The sequence below is a fragment of the Dyadobacter soli genome, from assembly GCF_900101885.1.
GTDB classification, from domain to species: Bacteria; Bacteroidota; Bacteroidia; order Cytophagales; family Spirosomataceae; genus Dyadobacter; species Dyadobacter soli.
In genome coordinates, this window is sequence record NZ_FNAN01000016.1 from 123,482 (window position 1) to 143,748 (window position 20,267).

Sequence of the window (20,267 nt, forward strand, 5' to 3'; positions counted from 1 at the left end):
TATGCTGCAACCCGACGATAGAAAACCATTGATAACTTCCGGAAAAATCAGCCGGCGCAATTTGCTTGCAGGCGCGGCCGCGGCGTCCATTGTATTGGTACAAACCGCCAGCGGCAAGGCATTCCAGGCCGCGCTCACGGCTTCGGAGCTGGCCGACGACCCTACCAAAATCCCGGGCGTACCTCCGGGCGTACTGGGCACACGGTCGCCATTTGAAAAACCTGTCAAGACCCCTTCGGATACTTCTTCGCGCACGCCTTTGCAGGATTTGCACGGCATGATCACACCCTCGGACCTGCATTACGAACGCCACCACGGCGGCGTACCGGCCATCGACCCCACCAAGTACGAACTCGTGATCCACGGAATGGTGGAGAAACCCATGGTTTTCACACTGGCAGACCTCAAACGCTTTCCCTCGGTTTCGCGTATTGCATTCCTGGAATGCTCGGGCAATTACCGGGGCAGCAACGACGGCAAGATCCGCCCCCAGGAAATTTGCGGCCTCACCAGCCAGAGCGAATGGACGGGCGTGGCATTGTCTACGATTTTCCGGGAAGCAGGCGTAAGCCCGAAAGCGACCTGGTTTCTGGCCGAAGGTGGTGACGCCGCCGTGATGACCCGCAGCGTGCCCGTCCACAAAGGGTGGGACGACGCCATCATCGCCTACGCGCAAAACGGGGAAGCCATTCGCCCCGAACAGGGCTACCCCGTGCGCCTTTTCCTGCCGGGCTGGGAGGGTAATGCCAATGTAAAATGGCTCCGGCGCATCGAACTCGCCGACGCGCCTTTCATGACGCGCGAGGAGACTTCCAAATACACCGAAGCAGTGGGAGGCGGCAAAATCCGCCAGTTCAGTTTCACCATGGACGCCCGCTCGATCATCACTTATCCTTCCTATCCCGCCAAAGTAGAGAAAGGCTGGATCGAAATCCGTGGCATCGCGTGGAGTGGCAGGGGCAAGGTATCCCGCGTAGAAGTGAGCACGGATGCCGGCAAGACCTGGCAAATCGCCCGATTACAGGAGCCCGTGCTCGATAAAGCCATCACTGCATTTCGCCACCTCTGGCACTGGGACGGCACTCCCACCGAAATCATGAGCCGGACGGTAGATGAAACCGGGTACGTGCAGCCGTTTTTAAAACAACTACTCAATGCGCGTGGCGGCAATATGGGGTATCATTTCAATCCGGTGACGACCTGGTATTTGCAGGGGGACGGGGCGGTGTTGTTCAAGGCATAGTTTACCGGCCTTCGGTCTTCTTTGAACGCCCATAGTCGATGATGATCTTCATCGTCTCGAGAATTTGCTCGTAGGAGTAACCTTTTGTAAAAAATGAAAAACTTTGCTGGTCAAAAGAATGCGGGGGGATGGTCGTCAGATCGGACGTTGTCAGGAAAACAAATGCGGGAACGGCCCCGCTGAAAACGTCGTGGTCGAGGATGGAGGATAACAGCTCGAAGCCGTTCATGACGGGCATGTTGAGGTCGCTGATTACCACGTAAGGTTTCTCATGCTGGTCTTTCAGATATTCAAAGGCATCGAGGCCGTTTCTGAAAACGACCACCTGGTTCGGTATCTGCAATTCTTCCAATGCCATCCGGATCAGGAAAATGTCGTCCTCATCATCTTCCACCAAAATTACGGGCTCGTTCATTTAGATTGTTCGATAATTGGATAAATGTTCAGTTAGCAGGAAGGTAGACGCTGAAAGTGGAACCTTCATTGACCGCACTTTTTACCCCGATCCGGCCATGGTGCATTTCGACGATACGCTTGCAAATGGCCAGGCCTATACCCGTACCCCGGTAGCGGTCCTGGGTATGCAACCGCTGAAACATTTGAAATATTTTATCGAGGAAAAGCTCGTCGAACCCAATGCCATTGTCGGTGACGTCAATGCGTGTCCAGCTCAGTTGCGGCGCCAGGCCCATTACCTGTAGTTGTCGGGCGGTAGGCTCTTCTATTCGGAGCAGTACGGCCGGCGTTGTGCCTTCGGTAATGAATTTGACAGAGTTTGCAATGAGGTTCTGGAAGAGGAGTGTCAGTAGACGTTTGTTTCCCAGCACAATACCGCCGCGCTCAATAGTAATGCTGGCTCCGGAGCTTGCTATCTGCTCTTCCAGCAGCTCTGTCACCTGGGTGATGAGCTCCGAAAAATCGATCATTTCTTTCTCTACCTGCTGATCGGCCGAAAGACGCGAGTAGTCGAGCAGATCACGAATCACAGCTACCATCCGGTGGGATGCTCCCTGTATCCTGGACAGCAGGTTAGTACCCTCGGGCGGAAGCAAATGCTGAAACCGTCTGGTAAGCATTTCCGAAAAAACGATCATTTTCCGGGCAGGCTCCTGCAAATCATGAGAGGCAACGTACGCAAAGCGGGCGAGTTCTTCATTGCTTCTGTTCAGATCCTGGATCATCAGATCGAGCTCATGCTGGCGCTTTTCAAGAGCCAGCTGCGCCCGTTTCAGTTCGGCATTGTCACGTAATGCTTGCTCCACCCGTTTCTGTGCATGAATGCTGACCAGGAAACCCGACCATTCCAGAATATCCGCTTCCCCGTTTCTAACAGGTGTCATCGAAAGCAGGAACCAGATTTTTTCAATCATTTCCCGGTCTGTAAGCTCAATTTCGCGTGAAAATGGTGCTCCCAAAGCGAATTGTTTTCTCAAAACCCGCTCTTCGACGACGGGGCTTCTTCCCGCAACCCACGAAAACCAGTTGGCTTCCAGGACCTGTTCTTTACTTAGGCCGGCGAAATTGGTCAGTCCCTCATTGGCAAAAAGGAACCGCCCCTGCGCGTCGACGGTAAACATCATCAAAGGCAGGCTGTCGGTCAGGAGCTGGTAGCGCCTTTCGCTTTCGCTAAGGCGGACCGCCATCTCCTGCAATTGCACGTTCAGATGTTTGGCACGCTCGTATGGCGTTACCGGCGGCAGCTCGTCGAACAGCTGCTGGCCTTTCGTGATCATCTCCCGGCTGAGCCGCATGGCAGAGGGCAGCTCGTGCTGTAAGGTGATCGAGTCTTCCGCGAGGGTCAGTGCGCTTACCAGCCTGCCCGCATACACGAGGCTGGGACTGTTGGCATCGAGTTGGGGGATCGCGCTGTCTACGATCTGGGCGAACAAACTGTTTCGTCCGGATTTCGACTTCGAAAAACCCAGTTGAATGCAGGGTTGAATGCCCGTTTCGAGGATCAGCCTGCACACTTCCGACACGGCCGTCGCAAAGCTCGTCTGGTGTACCAGGCCCACTCCGCCATATTCCGCCACCTGCATGGATCGCTTGTGGGCGAGCATCAGATCAAGGTCATTGTCCAGGTTGAACTTTGTGATGATATGCATGTTATGAGACCTTAACAACGGTGACGGAGGTATCATCGGAATGCCTTGCGAAGTCTTTGTAAATCGCCGCCGCCAGCACAGAAGGGTCGCACCGGAATGCGCCGATGTGTTTGCTGGCGTCCCAGCGCGAGGAAATCCCGTCCGAGCACATGATCAGGTGTCGTCCCGGTTCGGCCGGAACCGTCTGCGATTCGAGCACCCTGGGTATATTCACGCCCACGATGCCATTGTACGGCAGGTATGTTTTGGAAGAAATCGCGTCATGCAGCCGGGTTGAGATATTACCGACACCGCAGAAAAGCCAGACCTTGTTCGTCAGATCATAGACGGCTATGGTGGCGACAAGCCCGCGGGTATTTTTTACATGCTGATGAATTTCCATCAATATCTGGTGAGGGGTGTTAAAGGTGGATTTCTGAAAAGCTTCGGCAGCCTTTTCTGATGCTTGTTGTGCTAAAATGCCATGCCCAAGCCCATCAGCCATCAAAACCTTGATAAAATACGGGTTTGATTTCCACACACACATGTCCCCGCAATAAGTTTCCCCGGGTTTGGGTACCACGATCGGGTAAATCCCCCAACGCGGGGGCCTCGTACCTGCGACCGGCGGGGATTGGAAAATACGGGCCAGCAACACAGTACCCCAGCCGGGAAGCGTATACAACTGAAACTGATCGGAAAGGCGGCGGATCGCACCCAGGCCGTGCCCCAGGGTGCCGGTAGTGGACATGCCGTCTTCCATCATCTTGCCCGGATCGGCTATCCCCGGACCGTTGTCGATCCCCATGATTTCGATCCCCGACACCACCGAGTCGTTGTAAACGCGGACGATGATTTCCCCACTTCCGGCATGTTTCAGTAGGTTGGTCGCGATTTCACTCAGCACGATCTCCATTTCCGCCAGCCTTTTGGCGGGCAGTCCGGCGGCTGTGCCCATACGCTGGGCGTCTTTTTTAATGATCGGCAAAAAGCTCCTGTCTTTGAAATCATAGTTCACCTGCTGTACACTATCCATTTTTCCACTTAACGATTTTGATAGTAGTACCTTTACCGACCGTACTCTCTATATTAAACTCACTTACAAGCCTTTTGGCACCCGGTAACCCCATTCCCATGCTTTTGCCGGTCGTAAAGCCGTCCTGCATCGCTTTGGCAATGTCCTGAATGCCAGGCCCTTTATCTTCAAAAACAATTTTCACACCCTGCTCTCTTCCGCGGGCGACTACCTCCACGATCACGTTGCCGCCGCCCGCATAAATGAGCATATTGCGCGCCAGCTCGCTGACCGCCGTGATGAGCTTCGTTTGATTCACAATGCCCATTCCAATCTTCACTGCCACCTCCTTGATACGGTTGCGGCAAATGATAACGTCTCTGTCATGCAGAATGGATAGCTGCTCTTTGTTCTGGTTAGTCGTCGTCCACATCCTCGCTGTCCGTTTCTTCGGGCATCCGCGCCGCAAGCAGGGCCATACCGCGCTCGACGTTCAGCGCAGTGTGGACGCCCGACAAAGGAAGGCCAAGTTCAATCAATGTAATGGCCACGGCGGGTTGCATGCCTACCACCACTGTTTCGGCATCAAGTATGCTGGACATGGCAGCGATATTGCCTATGATTTTCCCCATAAAGGAATCTACGATAGACAAAGCGGAGATATCGATTAATACGCCTCTGGCACCGGTCTTGTGCACCATCTGAATCAGGTCTTCTTCCAGCGTCAGAGCCAGGCGGTCATAAAGATCCACCTGAATCGTCACAAGCAGGAACTTACCCATTTTCAGGATAGGTATTCTTTCCATAATGTTTCTGTTGCCGTGTTAGAGGTTCGACTTTTCTTTGCCTGCTTTCCTCACTTCCAGCTGCAATATCCCATAGGCATATCGGAGCGCACTTGCGAGGGTGGCCTTGGTAACCATTTTAGAAAGATCTATGCCAAGGTGCACGACTGTCTGCGCTATTTCAGGCCGGATACCGCTGATCACGCAATCCGCGCCAAGCAACCGGATCGCATTGACGGTCTTGATCAGATGCTGGGCCACCAGGGAATCCACTGCGGGAACACCGGAAATGTCGAGGATGGCAATGCTGCTTTCCGTTTCTACAATGCCTTGGAGCAGGTTCTCCATCACCACCTGGGTGCGGGCGCTGTCGAGCGTGCCGATAATCGGCATTGCGATAATACCTTCCCAAACCTTGATCACCGGCGTAGAAAGCTCGGCCATCTCGTCGGCCTGGCCGAGGATCACTTCCTCGCGGCCTCTGATGAATGTTTCGAAACTGACAATGCCGATATTGTCGATAAACTTACTGATTTCCAGTGTCGACCGATAGAGCTCTTTCGGATCTTCGGTTATCAGCTCGCCGAGTACTTTCAGCAGCGCGTCTTTGAGGGAAAAAATGTAGGTAGCGGTTTCGCGGGGAGAAAATCCCTGTTTGGCGCGGGAAAGGGTAAGGCCTGAAACATACTCAATCAACGGCTCCAGATCGGAAGCGTACAGGTCGGTAATATTTTCCGCGGTCATGTTTTCCAGCACAGCGGTCAGCAGTTCCGAGGACTGTGCTTTCAGATCGTCAAAAGAGTTGAAATTTCCGCCAAAATCTTCTGAAAGTTCGCGCTGGTTAACCCATTGATCGAGGATCCGATCCTGATTTTCTTGAAGCGCCGTAACTATATTTCTTGTCATATAATGTTAAAAAGATGCGTGAAATGACAAGGTAGAAATAAGTGGTGACACTTGGCTAATTTTCATTCAAACAGCGCAGCGAGCGCCCTGAATGTGCCGGGCCAGCGGCTATACCCGGATGTGGTGCTCCTGATCCGGGCTGGCCGCGGGCACCAATAGCTGCTAATGGCTGATATGCATGAATTTCTCCTGCATTTCCCGAAGCATCTCTTTGAACATCGAAGGCTGGCCGAGTGAGCGTTGCAGAATAAGGGTGCCTTGTATCTTGATGGTCAGTTCGTTAGCAAGCTTATTTGCTTCCTCTTCCCCGTGGCCGAAATCCATTGCCAGATGTTTGAATGCGTTGAGCCACGTCTGGAAAATCGCGGCGATTTCTTTCTGGAAGGTATTTGCGGACGACCCGTGCGATAAAGCGCGCAGAATGCAGTCGAGCCTGCCGCCGTCGTACAGCTCGTCGATGGCTTTCAATGCCGTTTCAAGCCGTTCTTCGGGGGCATTAGCCGAGAAAAGTACATTTTCGATCCTGCTTTTGGCCCATTCGGCTACGTAACCAAGCACCGCGTGCGCCATTTGCTCCTTGCCTTGCGGAAACCGGTGGTACAGGCTGGCCTTTTTCAGCTGCGTAGCCTCCGCCAGCGCGGCCATACTGGCTCCGTCGTATCCCGACGACCGGAAGGTCTCCATCAATTTGTCGATGACGACGTCGTGTTCAACTTTCGCGTGGGCCATTTGTAATTTGTTTTACAGGTACCGAACGATCGGTAAAGTCAATCGGTTCGTTTTTGTAATGATTATTTTTACAAAAGTAGCAAGAATCGCCGGCGCCGCGCGGGTGGGGCTGTGCAAGACTTTGTAAAGTCACATCACTTGATAAGGATGCGCTGGGAAGACCAGCTGAATTGCCCGTCATTCAATATTCCAATCCTGTAATCGGCCGGAGGAAGGTTTTCCGTTAGAAATTCTGCGTGAAAACCGGGCTTGCGCAGCCTTCCGGACGAGAGAAATTCTCTAATCCCGGAATGCAGAATGCGTGTAGGGACCCAGTAGCCTTTTTGCTGCCCCGATTGCAGGAACAAATACGTTGTTCCGGTTAAATGGTTGTTGCTGATCGATTGGAAGCGCTGGGAATATGATCCGTCGGTATCGATAATATAGGAAGTAGCTTCGCCAAATCGGAGGTTTGCATCCGTCTCCGGCGAATCAGCGATGACGATATTGGAGAATTGGTCTTCAACTGTGCAAATACCCGTGGCAACAGCTTCGAGATAGACACCTTTAATATTGTCATTAAAACTTCTGGCGTATTGAATCATCGTGCGATGATTTATCCAGTTGCTTTCATCGGCAATTAGCCCGTCTTTCCGCAGTTGAACCTGTTCATGATAGGTAAAATAGCTGAGTGCGTTGAAAGCGACGGCACCTACCGTCACCACCGCGGCCGCGATCTTTCTGTAACGCAGGTTAAAAAACGAAAGCAGCACCACATAAGCCCAGCAGATCAGGTAGGGCGAATAGTGCTGATAACGCGGGGCCAGAATACCGTCTATGCCCAGCCAGCTTCTTGAAATGGCGATCAGGCTTCCGGTGATACCCAGAAACAAGATGTTGCCAAGGAGCATCTTATCGAAAGCCGACAACTGATAGCCGGTTTTGTAGAATAATACTTTCAGTTTAGGAATAATGTACACGCCCAGGACCGTTGCCAGTAAAAATCCCAGTGACACCGCATAGTACGCGTTTTGCGTGCGTATTTTGGTTACAGATCCGAAGAAGGCAAAAAATGACATCACGAGCCTCGCGGGATCGGAGAGGCTTTTCCCGAAATCAGCATTCTGACCTGTCCTGAAATCCCAAAAATAAACGAGCCCGACCGCTGCCCAAATACCCGCGCAGACCGCGACGGTTTTCCATTTACGATCAGATATCGCGAGAAGGATGATGATCAAAAAACTGAAAAAGCCATTGCCGTGCGTAAATGTGGCTGCTATTGCAACCACTAATGCCCACGTGTATTTCTGCTGTGCACACAAATACGATAACAGCGAGAACCAAAAGATGATCACTGATTGCTGCAATATGCTAATCGACCAGGTAGTGTTGTCCGCGTATTGTGGCTGCAAAAAAATCAATGGAACCGCAATGAACATCCAGGCCGGTAACCGGAAATGCTTAAAGCCTTGCCAAAAAAACCAGAGGTTTGCGGCCCATACAACACTTCCCAGCAAAACGAGCGTCCGCCAGTTAATGGTACCTTCAATTTGATAGTCCAGTAAGGTAAGCAAGCGCGGCAAAAGTATCCGGTGTTCATTATGCTGCTGGACAAGCAAATCCAATTTCGTGGGTAAGTCGTTTGCCTCCTGAACCCATACAACAGTTTTCAACAAATGAAAATCATCTGCAAAAAATGTGTTTGTCGCATTTGAAAAGACGTATACCAGATAGAGAAGGACAGGAAGGGAAATAAGGAACATTGTAAGAATGCTTCCTTTAAGCCTTGCCATAAAATGGAGGTTGAAAATTTTAACGTAGGGATTTTCCGCAAATGACCAATGTTTTGCGCTGATAAGAGGGGTCACCGGAAGCAACATTCTTTTGGGTTTCACGCGATTTTTTATTTGTAAAAAGTGCTAAGGCAAATATAATACAGGCAGATGGGATGGCTTGTCGACAAACTTCGTGCCAGTGTATAGAATCTTGTCTAACGCCTTGATAATCGCCATATTTGCGTTGCTTTGTAGCCCTTCCGGCGGGCGTGGCAAGGAATAATTAATGCCGACATACATCCACAAACACCGCCCTTTCTTCTCAAATTTTTGGTCTGGTGACCTAATTCATTTTTGTTTGGGAATTATTTCGATAACTCAATGAAAGTAACCCGTTTCGCTGTCGCCATGCATGCCCTCATTTGGGTACTGCTCCTGGTTGTTCCCTACGTACCGACCGACCAGGTTTTCAACGCGCTTGACCCATCTTCGGACAGGGTTTATCTTTTGCTATGTCTCACGCTTAGCGCCTTGCTGCTGGTGACTTTCTATGTCAATTACCTTGTGCTCATGCCCAGGTACCTGTTGGCAAAGCGCTACTGGATTTATTTTCCGGCGTTGTTGCTGACTATCGGAGCGGCGGGATTTCTGTTTGCATTAATTCTTCAACTTTCTGATTTCAATTCGATTCTGGCATTGCGTGTCAACCCGGCGATTGAGAAGATTATTCCGGTAATCATCGTGAATGCATTGCTGCTGTGGTTGCTGTCGATTGTGTCGTCTATTTTGTGGACGATTTATAACCGGTTGAGACAAACGGAAAGTGAAAAGCTGTCGGCGCAGATTGCTTCGCTCAAATCGCAGATCAACCCCCATTTTCTTTTCAATACGTTAAATAATATTTATGCAATTGCGATTGACACCTCGCCAAAAGCGGCGGATATGGTGGACAAACTATCGGAAATGATGCGGTATACAATGAAGGAAACCCAGCAGGATTTTGTGGCACTGGAAGATGAAATCAATTATATCAGCAACTACATCGAACTGCAAAAGCTCCGGCTGGACCGCAGCGTAAGGCTCGACTACGATTACCCGGGTTATATTCCGTCGCTCAGGATCGCACCGATGCTGTTGATCCCGTTCGTTGAGAATGCATTTAAACACGGCGTAAATTCGGAGCAGAAGAGCCGAATCAGGATCGAAATGCAGATTAATAACACGGAATTTCAGCTGAGTGTAGTTAACAATAAAGTGAACGTTCAGCGGGATATTTCCGAGCGCAGCGGCTTGGGAATTGAGAATACGAGGCACCGGTTGAACCTGATCTACCCGTCGCGGCATTTGCTGACCATTCATGACAACGAAAAGGAATTCATCGTATCCCTGCATATCAACCTTCAATGATAAACGCCATTGCCATAGACGACGAGCCGCTGGCTTTGAATGTAATCACATCGCTTTGTGCAAAGCATGAGGGAATCAATTTGCAAAAGACATTTACGCAACCCAATGAAGCGCTGCGTTATCTGCATAAATTCCCGGTGGACCTGATATTCTGCGACATCCAGATGCCTTCGATGACGGGAATTAGTCTGGTGAAATCGTTGCGGCAAAATACGATGGTCATTTTCACCACGGCATTCAGCGAGTACGCCGTAACCAGTTATGAATTGAATGCAATCGACTATTTGTTGAAGCCGATCAACCAGAAGCGATTCGCGCAGGCAATCGCGAAAGCAGTCGATTACTTTGATTATATTCACAAAAAGGACGATACCGCCGACAAAAACATATTCATCCGCTCCGATTTCAGCCTGGTTAAAGTGCCTTTATCCGACATCGTCTACATTGAAGGACTGGCCGATTATTTGAGAATACATATCAAAGACAGGAAGCCGATCGTAGCACGTATGCCGATGAAGGATATGATGGAGAAACTCAATTCCAACGACTTTATCCGCGTACACCGCAGTTATATTCTCCCATTCTCCAAAATTGAAGCTGTCCGCGGCGGGACCATCTACATTGCCGGGCAGGAATTGCCGATCGGGCGCACGTATGCCGACGAGTTTTTCAACCGGTATAATGGCTGACGATCCCTCGTTCTTCGCGTAAATCCGGCACTTCTTCTCATTAATTTTTACAGCCTTTCTTTCGATCACACATTTGTACCGCTGCCGGTTCGCAGCACAAAAAAAGATCAAAAAACAGCTGTATTCATGATGTTTAAGAAAGTGGTTTTAACAAGTCTGCTATTACTATTTGGCGGTGCGCTCATGGCGCAGTCCAGGTATACGGTAAGCGGGACGGTCAAGCAGAAATCTTCGGGCGAAACGCTGATCGGCGTGACGGTAGTGGTAGCCGGGCAGCCCACGATGGGGGTGATCACCAATGAGTATGGTTTCTATTCGATTTCGCTGCCGAAGGGAAGTTACTCGCTCCGGTTTTCGTACGTGGGCTACCAGCAGCAGACGATGCCTGTAAACCTGGATGCCAATGTGAAGGTAAACATCGAGCTGTCGGACGATATCAGTTTGCAGGAGGTGGTGGTGACTTCCAAAAAGGACGACGACAACCTCACACAGGCGGTAATGGGCACGGAAACGCTGAATATGAAGACGGCCTCCAAGATCCCGGTTGTGTTCGGAGAAAAGGATCTGGTCAAAACGATTCAGTTAATGCCCGGCGTGAAATCGAATGGAGAAGGCTCAAACGGCTTCTCGGTGAGGGGAGGCGCTACCGACCAGAACCTGATCCTGCTCGACGAAGCGCCGGTGTACAACGCGTCGCATTTGCTGGGCATATTCAGCACGTTCAACAGCGACGCGATCAAGGATGCGACCATTATCAAAGGCAACAGCCCGGCCCAGTTCGGCGGGCGGCTGTCGTCGGTGCTGGACGTGAAAATGAAGGAAGGGAATAACAAAAATTACCAGGTAAGCGGCGGTATCGGATTGATCAGCAGTCGGTTGACGGTCGAAGGACCTATTCAGAAGAACAAGTCGTCCTTCATTATCTCCGGCCGGAGAACGTATGCCGACCTGTTTGCCAAACTCTCTTCGGACCTGAAAGACACGAAATTGTATTTCTACGACCTGAATATGAAGGCGAACCTGGAAATCAACGATAAAAACAAGCTGTTCTTCTCGGGCTATTTCGGAAAGGACGTACTGGGTATTTCGACTTTGTTTAACAGCAAATGGGGGAATTCTACCGGTACATTACGGTGGAACAGACTGATCAGCAGCAAGTTGTTTTCCAACACCTCCTTCATTTACAGCAACTACGATTTCAACGTAGGCTTCAAAAGCGACGGGGCTGAAACCAATTTCAACTCGCACATCAAAGACCTGAACCTCAAACAGGATTTTACCTGGTTCGCCAATGTGAAGAATAACATCCGTTTTGGTTTCAATATCATACACCACACCATTACGCCCACGAAAGCCGGCGGCACGGACATCGTGAGCACGAAGAAAGACCGGAAGGGCTTGGAGAATGCCGTGTACGTGGCCAACGCTTACAAAGCCACCGAGCGGCTGAGCCTGGATTACGGCCTGCGTTTCTCGTTCTACAACGTGCTCGGCGGCGACACGTATAATATCTACCGAAACAACGAGCTGGTGAAGTCCATTACGCTGGCGGATGGGAAAACAGGCAAGACCTACATCAACTGGGAGCCCCGGTTTTCGGCGAATTACCGGCTGAACGATGTGTCGAGCGTGAAGGCTGGTTATGCAAGAAATACGCAAAGCCTGCATTTGATGAGCAATTCTACCGGCGGCAGCCCCACCGACCAGTGGATCGGCAACAGCTACAATATCAAGCCCGGCGTGGCCGACCAGTTCAGCGCCGGGTATAGCAGGAACTTCGACGACAATGCTTATGAGCTTAATGCCGAGGCCTATTACAAATCGATGAAAAACCAGATCGATTACCGCGACGGGGCGGACATCAATACGGTGCCCGATATCGAAAGCGAATTGCTTTTTGGAAAGGGCAGGGCCTATGGTTTGGAAATATTGTTCAAAAAGAAAACCGGGAAACTGACCGGCTGGATCGGCTACACGCTTTCGAAAACCGAACGGCAGATCAACGGAATCAATGGCGGCGCCTGGTACAATGCCAAGCACGACCGGACGCACGACTTGTCGGTAGTCGGCATTTACACGCTTTCGGAGAACTGGACGCTGTCGGGTACTTTCATTTACAACACGGGAAATGCGGTCACTTTCCCGACCGGTAAATATCCGCTCAACGACATGGTGATGTACCAATACGGTAACCGCAATGCCGACCGCATGCCCGCCACGCACCGCCTCGATCTGAGCGCCACATTTGAACGGCCGTCGCGGCGCAGGTTTCAGGGCTCATGGAGCTTCGGCTTGTACAATGTGTACGGGCGGAAAAACCCCTACCTGATGACTTTCAAGGAGAACAAAACCGACCCCGGGAAAATCGACGCCGTTCAAACATCGCTGTTTCAATGGGTACCCAGCATTTCTTACAATTTCAAATTCTGAAACATGAAAAATATCCTTAAAATAATGGGTGTCGTGTTCCTGCTTACCAGCTGCGAGAAGGTGGTGGAGCTGGATTACAAGGGAAACCAGTCGCGGATCGTGATAGAAGGCAATATCAGCAACCAACCCGGGCCCTACATCGTCAAAATCCGCAAATCCGTGGCGCTTACCCAGACGGGCGCTTACCCAACGGTGGACAATGCGGTGGTGATCATCAGCGATAATGCAGGCCATGCCGACACGCTCATTGCGCAGGGGAACGGCACGTATCTTACCCGCAAGTTGCAGGGAATGGAGGGCAGGACTTACACACTCGCAATAACCGCCGAAAACCAGTCCTACGCCGCGCAAAGCACCATGCCGGAGCGCGTTCCATTCGACGGCATTAAGGTGGAAGAGGTAATATTTGGGGGAGAAACCGAGTTTAATATCATTCCGGAATACGTAGATCCGGCGCAAAAAGGCAATAATTACCGCTTTGAGCTTTCCGCAAACGACAAGCTGATGAACCAGCATTTTGTACAAAACGACGAGGTGAAAAACGGTTTGAAAAATACCGCGCGGCTCGAACTCAGCGACGATGAAGACCTGAAACTGAAACGCGGGGATGTGATCACGCTGAAAATGCAATGCGTCGACGCGAAGGTGGCGCTTTACTATAAAACCCTGGCATTAATCGGCGACAGCGGCCCGGGCGGCGGCATAACGCCCAACAACCCGCCGGGCAACATTTCAAATGGAGCATTAGGCGTGTTCTCCGCTCACACCAGCGAAACCAAAAGCATTACCATCCCTTGAAGTTCCGGAAATGGTGTCAGTTACGGATACAAAAGATATTTCGCCCGGATAGCCTTGAACTTTTGTAACCCCGGCTCCCAGCTTTTTCTGATCTCCGCTTCGGATACGCCCGCTATGATCTGTTTTCGCAATTGGTCGGTGCCGATGCGGAGGTCGAAAGCGGATATGTCCTGGTTGGCTCTTCCGGGCGTAAAGAAATTGGCTTTGTCGGGATAGGCATTGTATAATTCAATTAGCCACGACAGGTTAATCTGGCGGCTTTTACGGAGCTGGTCGATGTCGAAATTGCGGAGATCGAGGCCATAACAAACTGCGTCTTTGTGGCGGGGACTTTCACTCATCCCGGGAATGCTGACGGGTTTGTAGGAAAATGAATATTTACCTTCCAATGCAGGCGCGCCTAAAATAGTGAATGGCATTTTCGTTCCGCGCCCTTCGTTGATCATCGTTCCTTCGAACATACACAAGCTCGGGAAAAGCATTACGGCCTGCTGTGTATTCAAATTCGGTGAGGGATTGATGGGGAGCACATAAGGCAAGTCATGGTTGTAGTTGGCTACTTTGATGACGGTTATTTTACACTGTTTTGCCAGATATCCCTCACCATTAAGGTATTGTGCAAATTCACCTATCGTCATGCCGTGCGTCATCGGCGTGTAATGTATGCCGATCGCGGATTTGTACCTGTCATCGGTCATCACCGGGCCGTCGACCACATAACCGTTGGGATTGGGCCTGTCGAGAATCAGCAATTCCTTGTTGTTTTCCGCGCAGGCTTCCATGACATATTCGAGCGTGTTGATATTGGTATAGTAGCGGCAGCCCACATCCTGAATATCGAATACCATCAGGTCTACATCGGCCAGTTGTTCTTTGGTCGGTTTCTGGTTTTTTCCATACAGCGAAATGATCGGAATGCCGGTTTTAGCATCCACCTCATTGCCCACCGCGGCCCCGTTACTTGCATTACCCCGGAAACCATGTTCGGGCCCAAACACTTTTGCAATTTTAATTCCAAGACTTACCAAACTATCGACACTACTTTTGTTGCCGATAATAGAACTCTGGTTTGCGACCAGGCCAACCCGTTTTCCTTTCAGATAAGGCAAATATTTGTCGGTCTGATCGGCGCCGGTGATAATGCCGGCATTACCGGATTTACTTTGATTGGATGAACCGCTTTGTGCGGCGCATTTAAATTGGCTCATCGCCAGCAGCGTAAAAAGAATTGCAGGGATTAATCTTTCGAACTGTTTCATCGTACTTTTTACGGTCATTGGTGCGAGTTTGAATGTGCTGAGGTAACAGGGGCCAAGTTACTAAAATTGGTAAAAGCGCTGGGCGCGTGTCAAGAAAGTATTCGCATAAGTTGGCATATCAAAGACGTACAATTAAGTTTGACAGATCAATCGAACCCATGACACCCCTCCATAATGACAAATAAGGAGAACGATCTTCCCGCGAAGGAACCGAATGGCGATATCGACCATCATCAGTTTCCCGATCTGAGCGAGGTGAAAGGCCACGAAATTTCCGATCGCGAACTGACGATGGAAGGTTCGGACTTTTTCGGGCTAGGGAGGGAGATGGCGGTTGAGGGAATCCACGTCTGGTACCAGTCGCTGGCGGTCGCGCGGGAGCGTACCTGGCACATTACCGACCACGCCCCGCGCATTCAGATGAACTTCAATTTGCAAGGTAATACCACTTACTATTCCAACAAGCTGGGAAAAGTGTTTGTGCGTTTCAGCCCGGGGCAGCATAACCTGATGCTCATTCCCGAAGGCGACATCCAGGTGCAATGCGCACCGGACGAGCATTCGGAGATATTCTCGCTAAACCTCGCCGCCGACTTCTTTTTCAGCCTGCTGCCACCGTCGCACCTGCTCAGCGTGCATTTCGAAAAGGGTATCCGGTACAAATTACCCGCATTCATGAGTATGCGGAACCTCCCCGTCACCGGCCCGATGGAGCATATTATTTTTGAAATAATCCAATGCCCCTACGCAGGCTTCCACAAAAGCCTTTTCGTCCGGGCGAAGGCGATCGAATTGCTTTTGCTGCAAATGGAGCAAAATGAGCATTTGCCCTTACCCAGCTTCCTGTCCACGCTCAGCAGCGAGCATGCGGAACAAATGCATTTGGTGAAAAAACTGCTTGATGAAAACCTGGACCAGCAATGGTCGCTGAAAGACCTCGCGCGCCAGGTGGGCAGCAACGAGTTCAACCTCAAAAAGTATTTCAAGGAAGTGTTCGGCGAAACGGTCTTTGGATACCTGCATCAGAAACGGATGGAAACCGCGAAAGACGCGCTTTGTCAGCCGGGCTCTTCTGTCCACGACGTGGCCCAGCGCATGGGATACAAGCATCCCACCCATTTCACGGCCGCCTTCAAAAAACATTACGGTATTCTTCCCAGCAAGCTCAGCAAGCCGAATTACTCCCTCTGACGTCTCTCGTATTCCTTTTCGCGTCGTTTTCGGTAGGCATGGGCACCTATCTTTGCATTTAGTATTAGTCTAAATAAGGTTCTGCGACTGTGCGGCTGGCTTCTCATGGAAACCAGCAGGGCCAACCCCCGGATATCAGGAAAAATTACGATGTTATTGAAACACCTTTTACACATCACGGCCATCGCCACGCTGTTCCATTTCAGTACCAATGCCCAAAACGCCGATCCGAAAACCGCGACGGTGAAGGGGAAAGTCAGGGATGAAAAAGGGGCGGTCGTGAGCTTTGTAACGGTCCGGGTCGGCGATTCCAACATCGCTACATTCTCTGAAACGGACGGTACTTTCCAGTTGAAGAACGTGCCTTACGGCCATCAGGATATCGTGATCACTTCCGTGGAAATCGAGGCTAAAAAGCTGAAATTACACGTAACCAAGCCGGTTCACGAACTCAATCCGGTCGTGAAAAAGACCGCGCAGGAACTTAATGAGGTCAGTATCGTTCAAAAAACGGAGAAGAAACAAATTGAAACACAGGGTTTTGCAGTTGCGGTGATCGAAACGAAAGAGGCGTCGCTCAGAAACCTGAATACCAACGAATTGCTCGACCGCTCGGTAGGCGTGCGCGTCCGCCAGAATGGCGGCATCGGTTCGCGGGTGGAGTACAACCTGAACGGAATGTCGGGCAGCGCCGTCGGGATATTCCTGGACGGGATCGAAATATCGACGTACGGGTCGTCTTTCAACCTGAACAACATTCCGCCGGCGATGATCGAGCGCATCGAGGTGTACAAGGGCGTGTTGCCCGCGCACCTCACGGGCGACTACGTGGGTGGGGCCATTAATGTGGTGCTGAAAAAGGACGCTTCGCAAAACAACATTACCGCCGCTGTCGCTTACGGATCATTCAATACCTTCCAGGCCGACCTTTCAGGAATCTACCGCAACAAGCGCACGGGCTTCACCACGAGAGGTTCCGGCTTTTATACGTATACAGATAACAGTTACACGACGTGGGGCAAGTTTTCGAAATTTGTTCACCCAGACCGGACCCTCGAACGGTACTACCGCGCCAAGCGGTTCAATAATGAATACCGGTCGGTTGGCGGGCGGTTTGAGGTGGGTTTCACGAATGTCAAATGGGCCGACCAGTTTTTTCTCGGCTACAATATATCAGATACTTACGCCGAAATCCCGCACGGCACCACCATGGCGAGGCCGTATGTGGGCAGGTTCGGCGAGTACCAGGCGCACGTGGTGAGTTTGAACTACAACAAAAACAACTTCCTCGTGAAAGGCCTTGCGCTGAACGTGAATGCGGTGAGGAGTTACCGGAGCACGTACGTGCAGGACACGGTAGGGCAGGTGTACAACTGGGACGGCAACCCGCGCATGCTCATCCGGAATGGCGAGATCATTCCCGTGCCTCCCACTGCCGGAATGGGCCAGCAGGGGCCGAAAAGCATAGTGGAAGTGAACCGGCAGATCACCAATATGCGCTCGAATTTGGGGTATACTATTTTCCCCGGACACCGCATTTCCCTGAACCACAAGCTGGAAGCCACGGACCGCGACGATAACGACCTGCTCAACCCGGTCAACAAAGACCTCGTGACGGTCAGCAATGTGATGACCAACATCTTCGCATTGAACTACGAGGCGCAGCTTTTCAATGACAAGCTGAAAACCAATATTTTAGGTAAACACACTTCCAACAGGACCATCCAAACCAAACCCGAGCTCGTGGAACAGGATGGCGGTAATGTGGTAAACCGGGTGGAGAGCAAATCTGTCAACAACAACTTCGGCTACGGCGCGACGGTTTCCTACAATGTGTTTTCCAAAATGCATATCATCGGCTCCACGCAGAATTCCTACGTATCGGCGACGGAAAACCAGCTTTACGGCGACCCGGAAAACAACATCCTCGAAAACCTCAACCTCATCCCGGAAAAGAATGTGAATTATAACCTCGGCTTCCGGCACGGGCCCGTCCAGTTCGGCAAGCATAAGCTCACGTTGTATGCCAGCGCATTCTGGCGGAATGGTTTTAACAAAATCACCCAGCAGGCCGTGGAAGACCAGATTGTCCCCGGCCGGGAAAGCGATGCGGATATTCAGGTGACCAAATATGTGAACATCGGAAGGACGCAGTCGAGGGGTTTTGAAGGCGAGATCATCTACGTGTACGACAACCGGCTGAATGCCCTTTTCAATTTCTCCAAGTTCAATACCCTGTTCAAGCAGAAGTTCGATCAGAAAGGCAATCCCCACGATCTGTACAATTTGCAGTTACCCAACGAGCCGTTTTTTACCATGAACGGCAGCGTCCAGTACCGCCTGAATGACAAGTTTCAGAAAAAATCCATTCTCAATATCTATTACAATACCGGCTATGTGGCGCCTTTCAGCACGGTTTGGATGGAGTCGGAGTGGTTTACGACGCCTACGCAGTTCTACCACGACCTGGGCGCGAGCTACCGGTTCCCGAACGGCAAGATGGTGGTCAGCTTCGACCTGAAAAACCTCCTCAATGCCGAGATGTACGACAATTTCGGTGTGCAGAAGCCCGGCAGAAGTATTTCCGTGAAGTTGAATTATACAATCAGTAAATTTTTATAATCCCTTTCAATATGAAAAAGAGCCTGTTAACCGCAGCTATTTTAGGCATGACCCTGGTTTTCGCAGGGTGTAACGACGACGACGACAACTCGGGCCCGGGACCAGGAACGCCGGAAAGCACCAGAGCGTTTATTTCGCTGACCGCCTCTATCCCGGACGAAGCCGGAACGGCTGGTAATGGGGGTACGATGGCCTACGCGATCACGCACGAGCAGGCGGTGGATCCGAACTTTTCGGTGAATATCTATCAGAATGGTTTTGGTTTGCGGTCGGCGCGTACGGCGCGCGTGCAGGCGTCGGAAGATGGTACGGAGTTGTACAACATCCAGTATACCGGCGAGGATGGCGGTGTTTTTAACAAATACCTGGTAAAAGGTGCCAAAGACTACCAGGATACGGGCAATGAGCTGGATCTGTCGGACATCGTCGGAACTTCCCCGCGCTGGACGAAAGCTGCCGAAAACATCGGGATCGGCGTGCATTTGACCGGCAGCACTACCGTAACGGAAGGAACCGCGCCGAACCATGTTTTCAAATACACCCGTGGTAAAGTGCGGATTGCCGTGATCGACCTCGAAAATGCACGTGTGCCGAACTCCACCGAGTTTGATTTCCCTTTCCCGGCTGAACTCGAAGCGCAGGGCTATTCGGTAGGGCGTATCGACGTGCCGGTTTTGAATGAGGCTAAAAACAAAATTTTCATCGGCTGCAATGTGAGCAAGATCGATCCGAAGAAGCTGACTTACAATGCAAGCGGAAACCCGGTTTGGGCTAACGACGCTGCCAACCGCACGCTCGGAACGACGACGCTCGTGGTGGATTATCCATCGTTGCAAAACCCGAAGCTGATCTACTCGACGGTTTCGAAAACCAACAACCATTCGTACCGCACCATGACGCAGTACGTAGGTAACGACGGCCATGTATACCAGGCTACCGCTACTGGCGGAAAGGACATCCTGCGCATCGACAAGGGAACCAGCGAGTATGACAACAACTACCATTTCAACCTCGACGCCGCATTGGGTGTAACCGATTCGCGCATCCAGGCTTGGAGATATATCAAGGACGGCATTGGCCTGGTGTTGTACAACATCGCGGGCGATGGCGGCTACATCGCGATGGTCGATTTGAATGCGAAAACCGCTACCAAAATCACCAACGACTACGAAGCAGGCCTCGATTTCGGCCAGTTCCAGAACCTTGCCGTGCACGGGGACAACATTTATGTACCACTAACCCCCACCGGCGAAGCGGGCAGATTGTACGTGATCAACTGGAAAACCAAAGCGGTAACCAAAGGCGCAACGCTCACCGGCCAGTCGGGATCGAGCTACCTGGGTTCTTATTGATAT

The 20,267-nt window shown here is 51.1% G+C and carries 17 protein-coding genes; 8 read left to right on the forward strand and 9 right to left on the reverse strand.

Annotated elements, in window-relative coordinates; translation table 11 throughout:
- Position 1: 1 nt before the first annotated feature.
- The gene (gene soxC / locus BLQ88_RS25035) at positions 2 to 1,243 is read left to right on the forward strand and encodes a sulfite dehydrogenase (protein ID WP_090155737.1); all 1,242 of its coding nucleotides are present in this window, start codon (positions 2 to 4) and stop codon (positions 1,241 to 1,243) included.
- Between the two features lies 1 nt (position 1,244).
- Here the strand turns inward: soxC and BLQ88_RS25040 are convergent, their stop codons facing one another.
- The 8 genes from BLQ88_RS25040 to BLQ88_RS25075 all read right to left on the reverse strand — a co-directional run bounded on the left by BLQ88_RS25040 (position 1,245) and on the right by BLQ88_RS25075 (position 8,315).
- A complete protein-coding gene (locus BLQ88_RS25040) occupies positions 1,245 to 1,658 on the reverse strand; it encodes a response regulator (RefSeq protein WP_090155609.1) in 414 nt (137 codons plus the stop codon).
- A gap of 28 nt (positions 1,659 to 1,686) precedes the next feature.
- Positions 1,687 to 3,348, reverse strand: a complete 1,662-nt coding sequence (locus BLQ88_RS25045) for a sensor histidine kinase (RefSeq protein WP_176885090.1) — start codon at positions 3,346 to 3,348, stop codon at positions 1,687 to 1,689.
- A 1-nt stretch (position 3,349) separates the two neighbouring features.
- The gene (locus tag BLQ88_RS25050; RefSeq protein ID WP_090155613.1) at positions 3,350 to 4,363 is read right to left on the reverse strand and encodes an ATP-binding SpoIIE family protein phosphatase; all 1,014 of its coding nucleotides are present in this window, start codon (positions 4,361 to 4,363) and stop codon (positions 3,350 to 3,352) included.
- The gene (locus BLQ88_RS25055; RefSeq protein ID WP_090155615.1) at positions 4,356 to 4,775 is read right to left on the reverse strand and encodes an anti-sigma regulatory factor; all 420 of its coding nucleotides are present in this window, start codon (positions 4,773 to 4,775) and stop codon (positions 4,356 to 4,358) included. The genes BLQ88_RS25050 and BLQ88_RS25055 overlap by 8 nt, the downstream gene beginning before the upstream one ends.
- Positions 4,759 to 5,148, reverse strand: a complete 390-nt coding sequence (locus BLQ88_RS25060; RefSeq protein WP_090155617.1) for an STAS domain-containing protein — start codon at positions 5,146 to 5,148, stop codon at positions 4,759 to 4,761. The genes BLQ88_RS25055 and BLQ88_RS25060 overlap by 17 nt, the downstream gene beginning before the upstream one ends.
- An 18-nt stretch (positions 5,149 to 5,166) precedes the next feature.
- Complete coding sequence (locus BLQ88_RS25065; protein ID WP_090155619.1) at positions 5,167 to 6,033, reverse strand: STAS domain-containing protein; 867 nt, start codon at positions 6,031 to 6,033, stop codon at positions 5,167 to 5,169.
- Between the two features lie 162 nt (positions 6,034 to 6,195).
- The gene (locus BLQ88_RS25070) at positions 6,196 to 6,762 is read right to left on the reverse strand and encodes a TetR/AcrR family transcriptional regulator (protein WP_090155621.1); all 567 of its coding nucleotides are present in this window, start codon (positions 6,760 to 6,762) and stop codon (positions 6,196 to 6,198) included.
- Positions 6,763 to 6,896: 134 nt separating this feature from the next.
- On the reverse strand, positions 6,897 to 8,315 hold the full coding sequence (locus BLQ88_RS25075) for a hypothetical protein (RefSeq protein ID WP_143016925.1): 1,419 nt from the start codon (positions 8,313 to 8,315) through the stop codon (positions 6,897 to 6,899).
- 609 nt (positions 8,316 to 8,924) lie between these two features.
- On the opposite strand from BLQ88_RS25075, the gene BLQ88_RS25080 reads away from it, so the two are divergent.
- The 4 genes from BLQ88_RS25080 to BLQ88_RS25095 all read left to right on the forward strand — a co-directional run bounded on the left by BLQ88_RS25080 (position 8,925) and on the right by BLQ88_RS25095 (position 13,840).
- Complete coding sequence (locus BLQ88_RS25080; protein WP_176885092.1) at positions 8,925 to 9,923, forward strand: sensor histidine kinase; 999 nt, start codon at positions 8,925 to 8,927, stop codon at positions 9,921 to 9,923.
- Positions 9,920 to 10,612 (forward strand): LytR/AlgR family response regulator transcription factor, encoded by a 693-nt coding sequence (locus BLQ88_RS25085; RefSeq protein WP_090155627.1) that lies wholly within the window; start codon positions 9,920 to 9,922, stop codon positions 10,610 to 10,612. The genes BLQ88_RS25080 and BLQ88_RS25085 overlap by 4 nt, the downstream gene beginning before the upstream one ends.
- A gap of 126 nt (positions 10,613 to 10,738) precedes the next feature.
- Positions 10,739 to 13,042: a TonB-dependent receptor gene (locus BLQ88_RS25090; RefSeq protein ID WP_229212852.1), complete on the forward strand. Its 2,304-nt coding sequence runs from the start codon at positions 10,739 to 10,741 to the stop codon at positions 13,040 to 13,042.
- Between the two features lie 3 nt (positions 13,043 to 13,045).
- The gene (locus BLQ88_RS25095; RefSeq protein ID WP_090155631.1) at positions 13,046 to 13,840 is read left to right on the forward strand and encodes a DUF4249 family protein; all 795 of its coding nucleotides are present in this window, start codon (positions 13,046 to 13,048) and stop codon (positions 13,838 to 13,840) included.
- Positions 13,841 to 13,860: 20 nt separating this feature from the next.
- Here the strand turns inward: BLQ88_RS25095 and BLQ88_RS25100 are convergent, their stop codons facing one another.
- Positions 13,861 to 15,117 (reverse strand): exo-beta-N-acetylmuramidase NamZ family protein, encoded by a 1,257-nt coding sequence (locus tag BLQ88_RS25100; protein ID WP_229212853.1) that lies wholly within the window; start codon positions 15,115 to 15,117, stop codon positions 13,861 to 13,863.
- 156 nt (positions 15,118 to 15,273) lie between these two features.
- On the opposite strand from BLQ88_RS25100, the gene BLQ88_RS25105 reads away from it, so the two are divergent.
- The 3 genes from BLQ88_RS25105 to BLQ88_RS25115 all read left to right on the forward strand — a co-directional run bounded on the left by BLQ88_RS25105 (position 15,274) and on the right by BLQ88_RS25115 (position 20,264).
- Entirely contained in the window at positions 15,274 to 16,290 is a 1,017-nt protein-coding gene (locus BLQ88_RS25105) for a helix-turn-helix transcriptional regulator (protein WP_090155633.1), read from the forward strand.
- A gap of 150 nt (positions 16,291 to 16,440) precedes the next feature.
- Positions 16,441 to 18,912 (forward strand): TonB-dependent receptor, encoded by a 2,472-nt coding sequence (locus tag BLQ88_RS25110; RefSeq protein WP_090155740.1) that lies wholly within the window; start codon positions 16,441 to 16,443, stop codon positions 18,910 to 18,912.
- A gap of 11 nt (positions 18,913 to 18,923) precedes the next feature.
- Complete coding sequence (locus BLQ88_RS25115) at positions 18,924 to 20,264, forward strand: DUF4374 domain-containing protein (RefSeq protein ID WP_090155635.1); 1,341 nt, start codon at positions 18,924 to 18,926, stop codon at positions 20,262 to 20,264.
- The last annotated feature ends 3 nt before the right edge of the window (positions 20,265 to 20,267 follow it).

Bases quoted from the DNA above. Each gene is read 5' to 3' on its own strand.
- BLQ88_RS25055 (WP_090155615.1), bottom strand. From the start codon at position 4,775: ATGTGGACGACGACTAACCAGAACAAAGAGCAGCTATCCATTCTGCAT.
- BLQ88_RS25080 (WP_176885092.1), top strand. From the start codon at position 8,925: ATGCATGCCCTCATTTGGGTACTGCTCCTGGTTGTTCCCTACGTACCG.
- BLQ88_RS25060 (WP_090155617.1), bottom strand. From the start codon at position 5,148: ATGGAAAGAATACCTATCCTGAAAATGGGTAAGTTCCTGCTTGTGACG.
- BLQ88_RS25070 (WP_090155621.1), bottom strand. From the start codon at position 6,762: ATGGCCCACGCGAAAGTTGAACACGACGTCGTCATCGACAAATTGATG.
- BLQ88_RS25100 (WP_229212853.1), bottom strand. From the start codon at position 15,117: ATGACCGTAAAAAGTACGATGAAACAGTTCGAAAGATTAATCCCTGCA.
- BLQ88_RS25065 (WP_090155619.1), bottom strand. From the start codon at position 6,033: ATGACAAGAAATATAGTTACGGCGCTTCAAGAAAATCAGGATCGGATC.
- BLQ88_RS25040 (WP_090155609.1), bottom strand. From the start codon at position 1,658: ATGAACGAGCCCGTAATTTTGGTGGAAGATGATGAGGACGACATTTTC.
- BLQ88_RS25115 (WP_090155635.1), top strand. From the start codon at position 18,924: ATGAAAAAGAGCCTGTTAACCGCAGCTATTTTAGGCATGACCCTGGTT.
- BLQ88_RS25050 (WP_090155613.1), bottom strand. From the start codon at position 4,363: ATGGATAGTGTACAGCAGGTGAACTATGATTTCAAAGACAGGAGCTTT.
- BLQ88_RS25095 (WP_090155631.1), top strand. From the start codon at position 13,046: ATGAAAAATATCCTTAAAATAATGGGTGTCGTGTTCCTGCTTACCAGC.
- BLQ88_RS25085 (WP_090155627.1), top strand. From the start codon at position 9,920: ATGATAAACGCCATTGCCATAGACGACGAGCCGCTGGCTTTGAATGTA.
- soxC (WP_090155737.1), top strand. From the start codon at position 2: ATGCTGCAACCCGACGATAGAAAACCATTGATAACTTCCGGAAAAATC.
- BLQ88_RS25110 (WP_090155740.1), top strand. From the start codon at position 16,441: ATGTTATTGAAACACCTTTTACACATCACGGCCATCGCCACGCTGTTC.
- BLQ88_RS25105 (WP_090155633.1), top strand. From the start codon at position 15,274: ATGACAAATAAGGAGAACGATCTTCCCGCGAAGGAACCGAATGGCGAT.
- BLQ88_RS25090 (WP_229212852.1), top strand. From the start codon at position 10,739: ATGATGTTTAAGAAAGTGGTTTTAACAAGTCTGCTATTACTATTTGGC.
- BLQ88_RS25045 (WP_176885090.1), bottom strand. From the start codon at position 3,348: ATGCATATCATCACAAAGTTCAACCTGGACAATGACCTTGATCTGATG.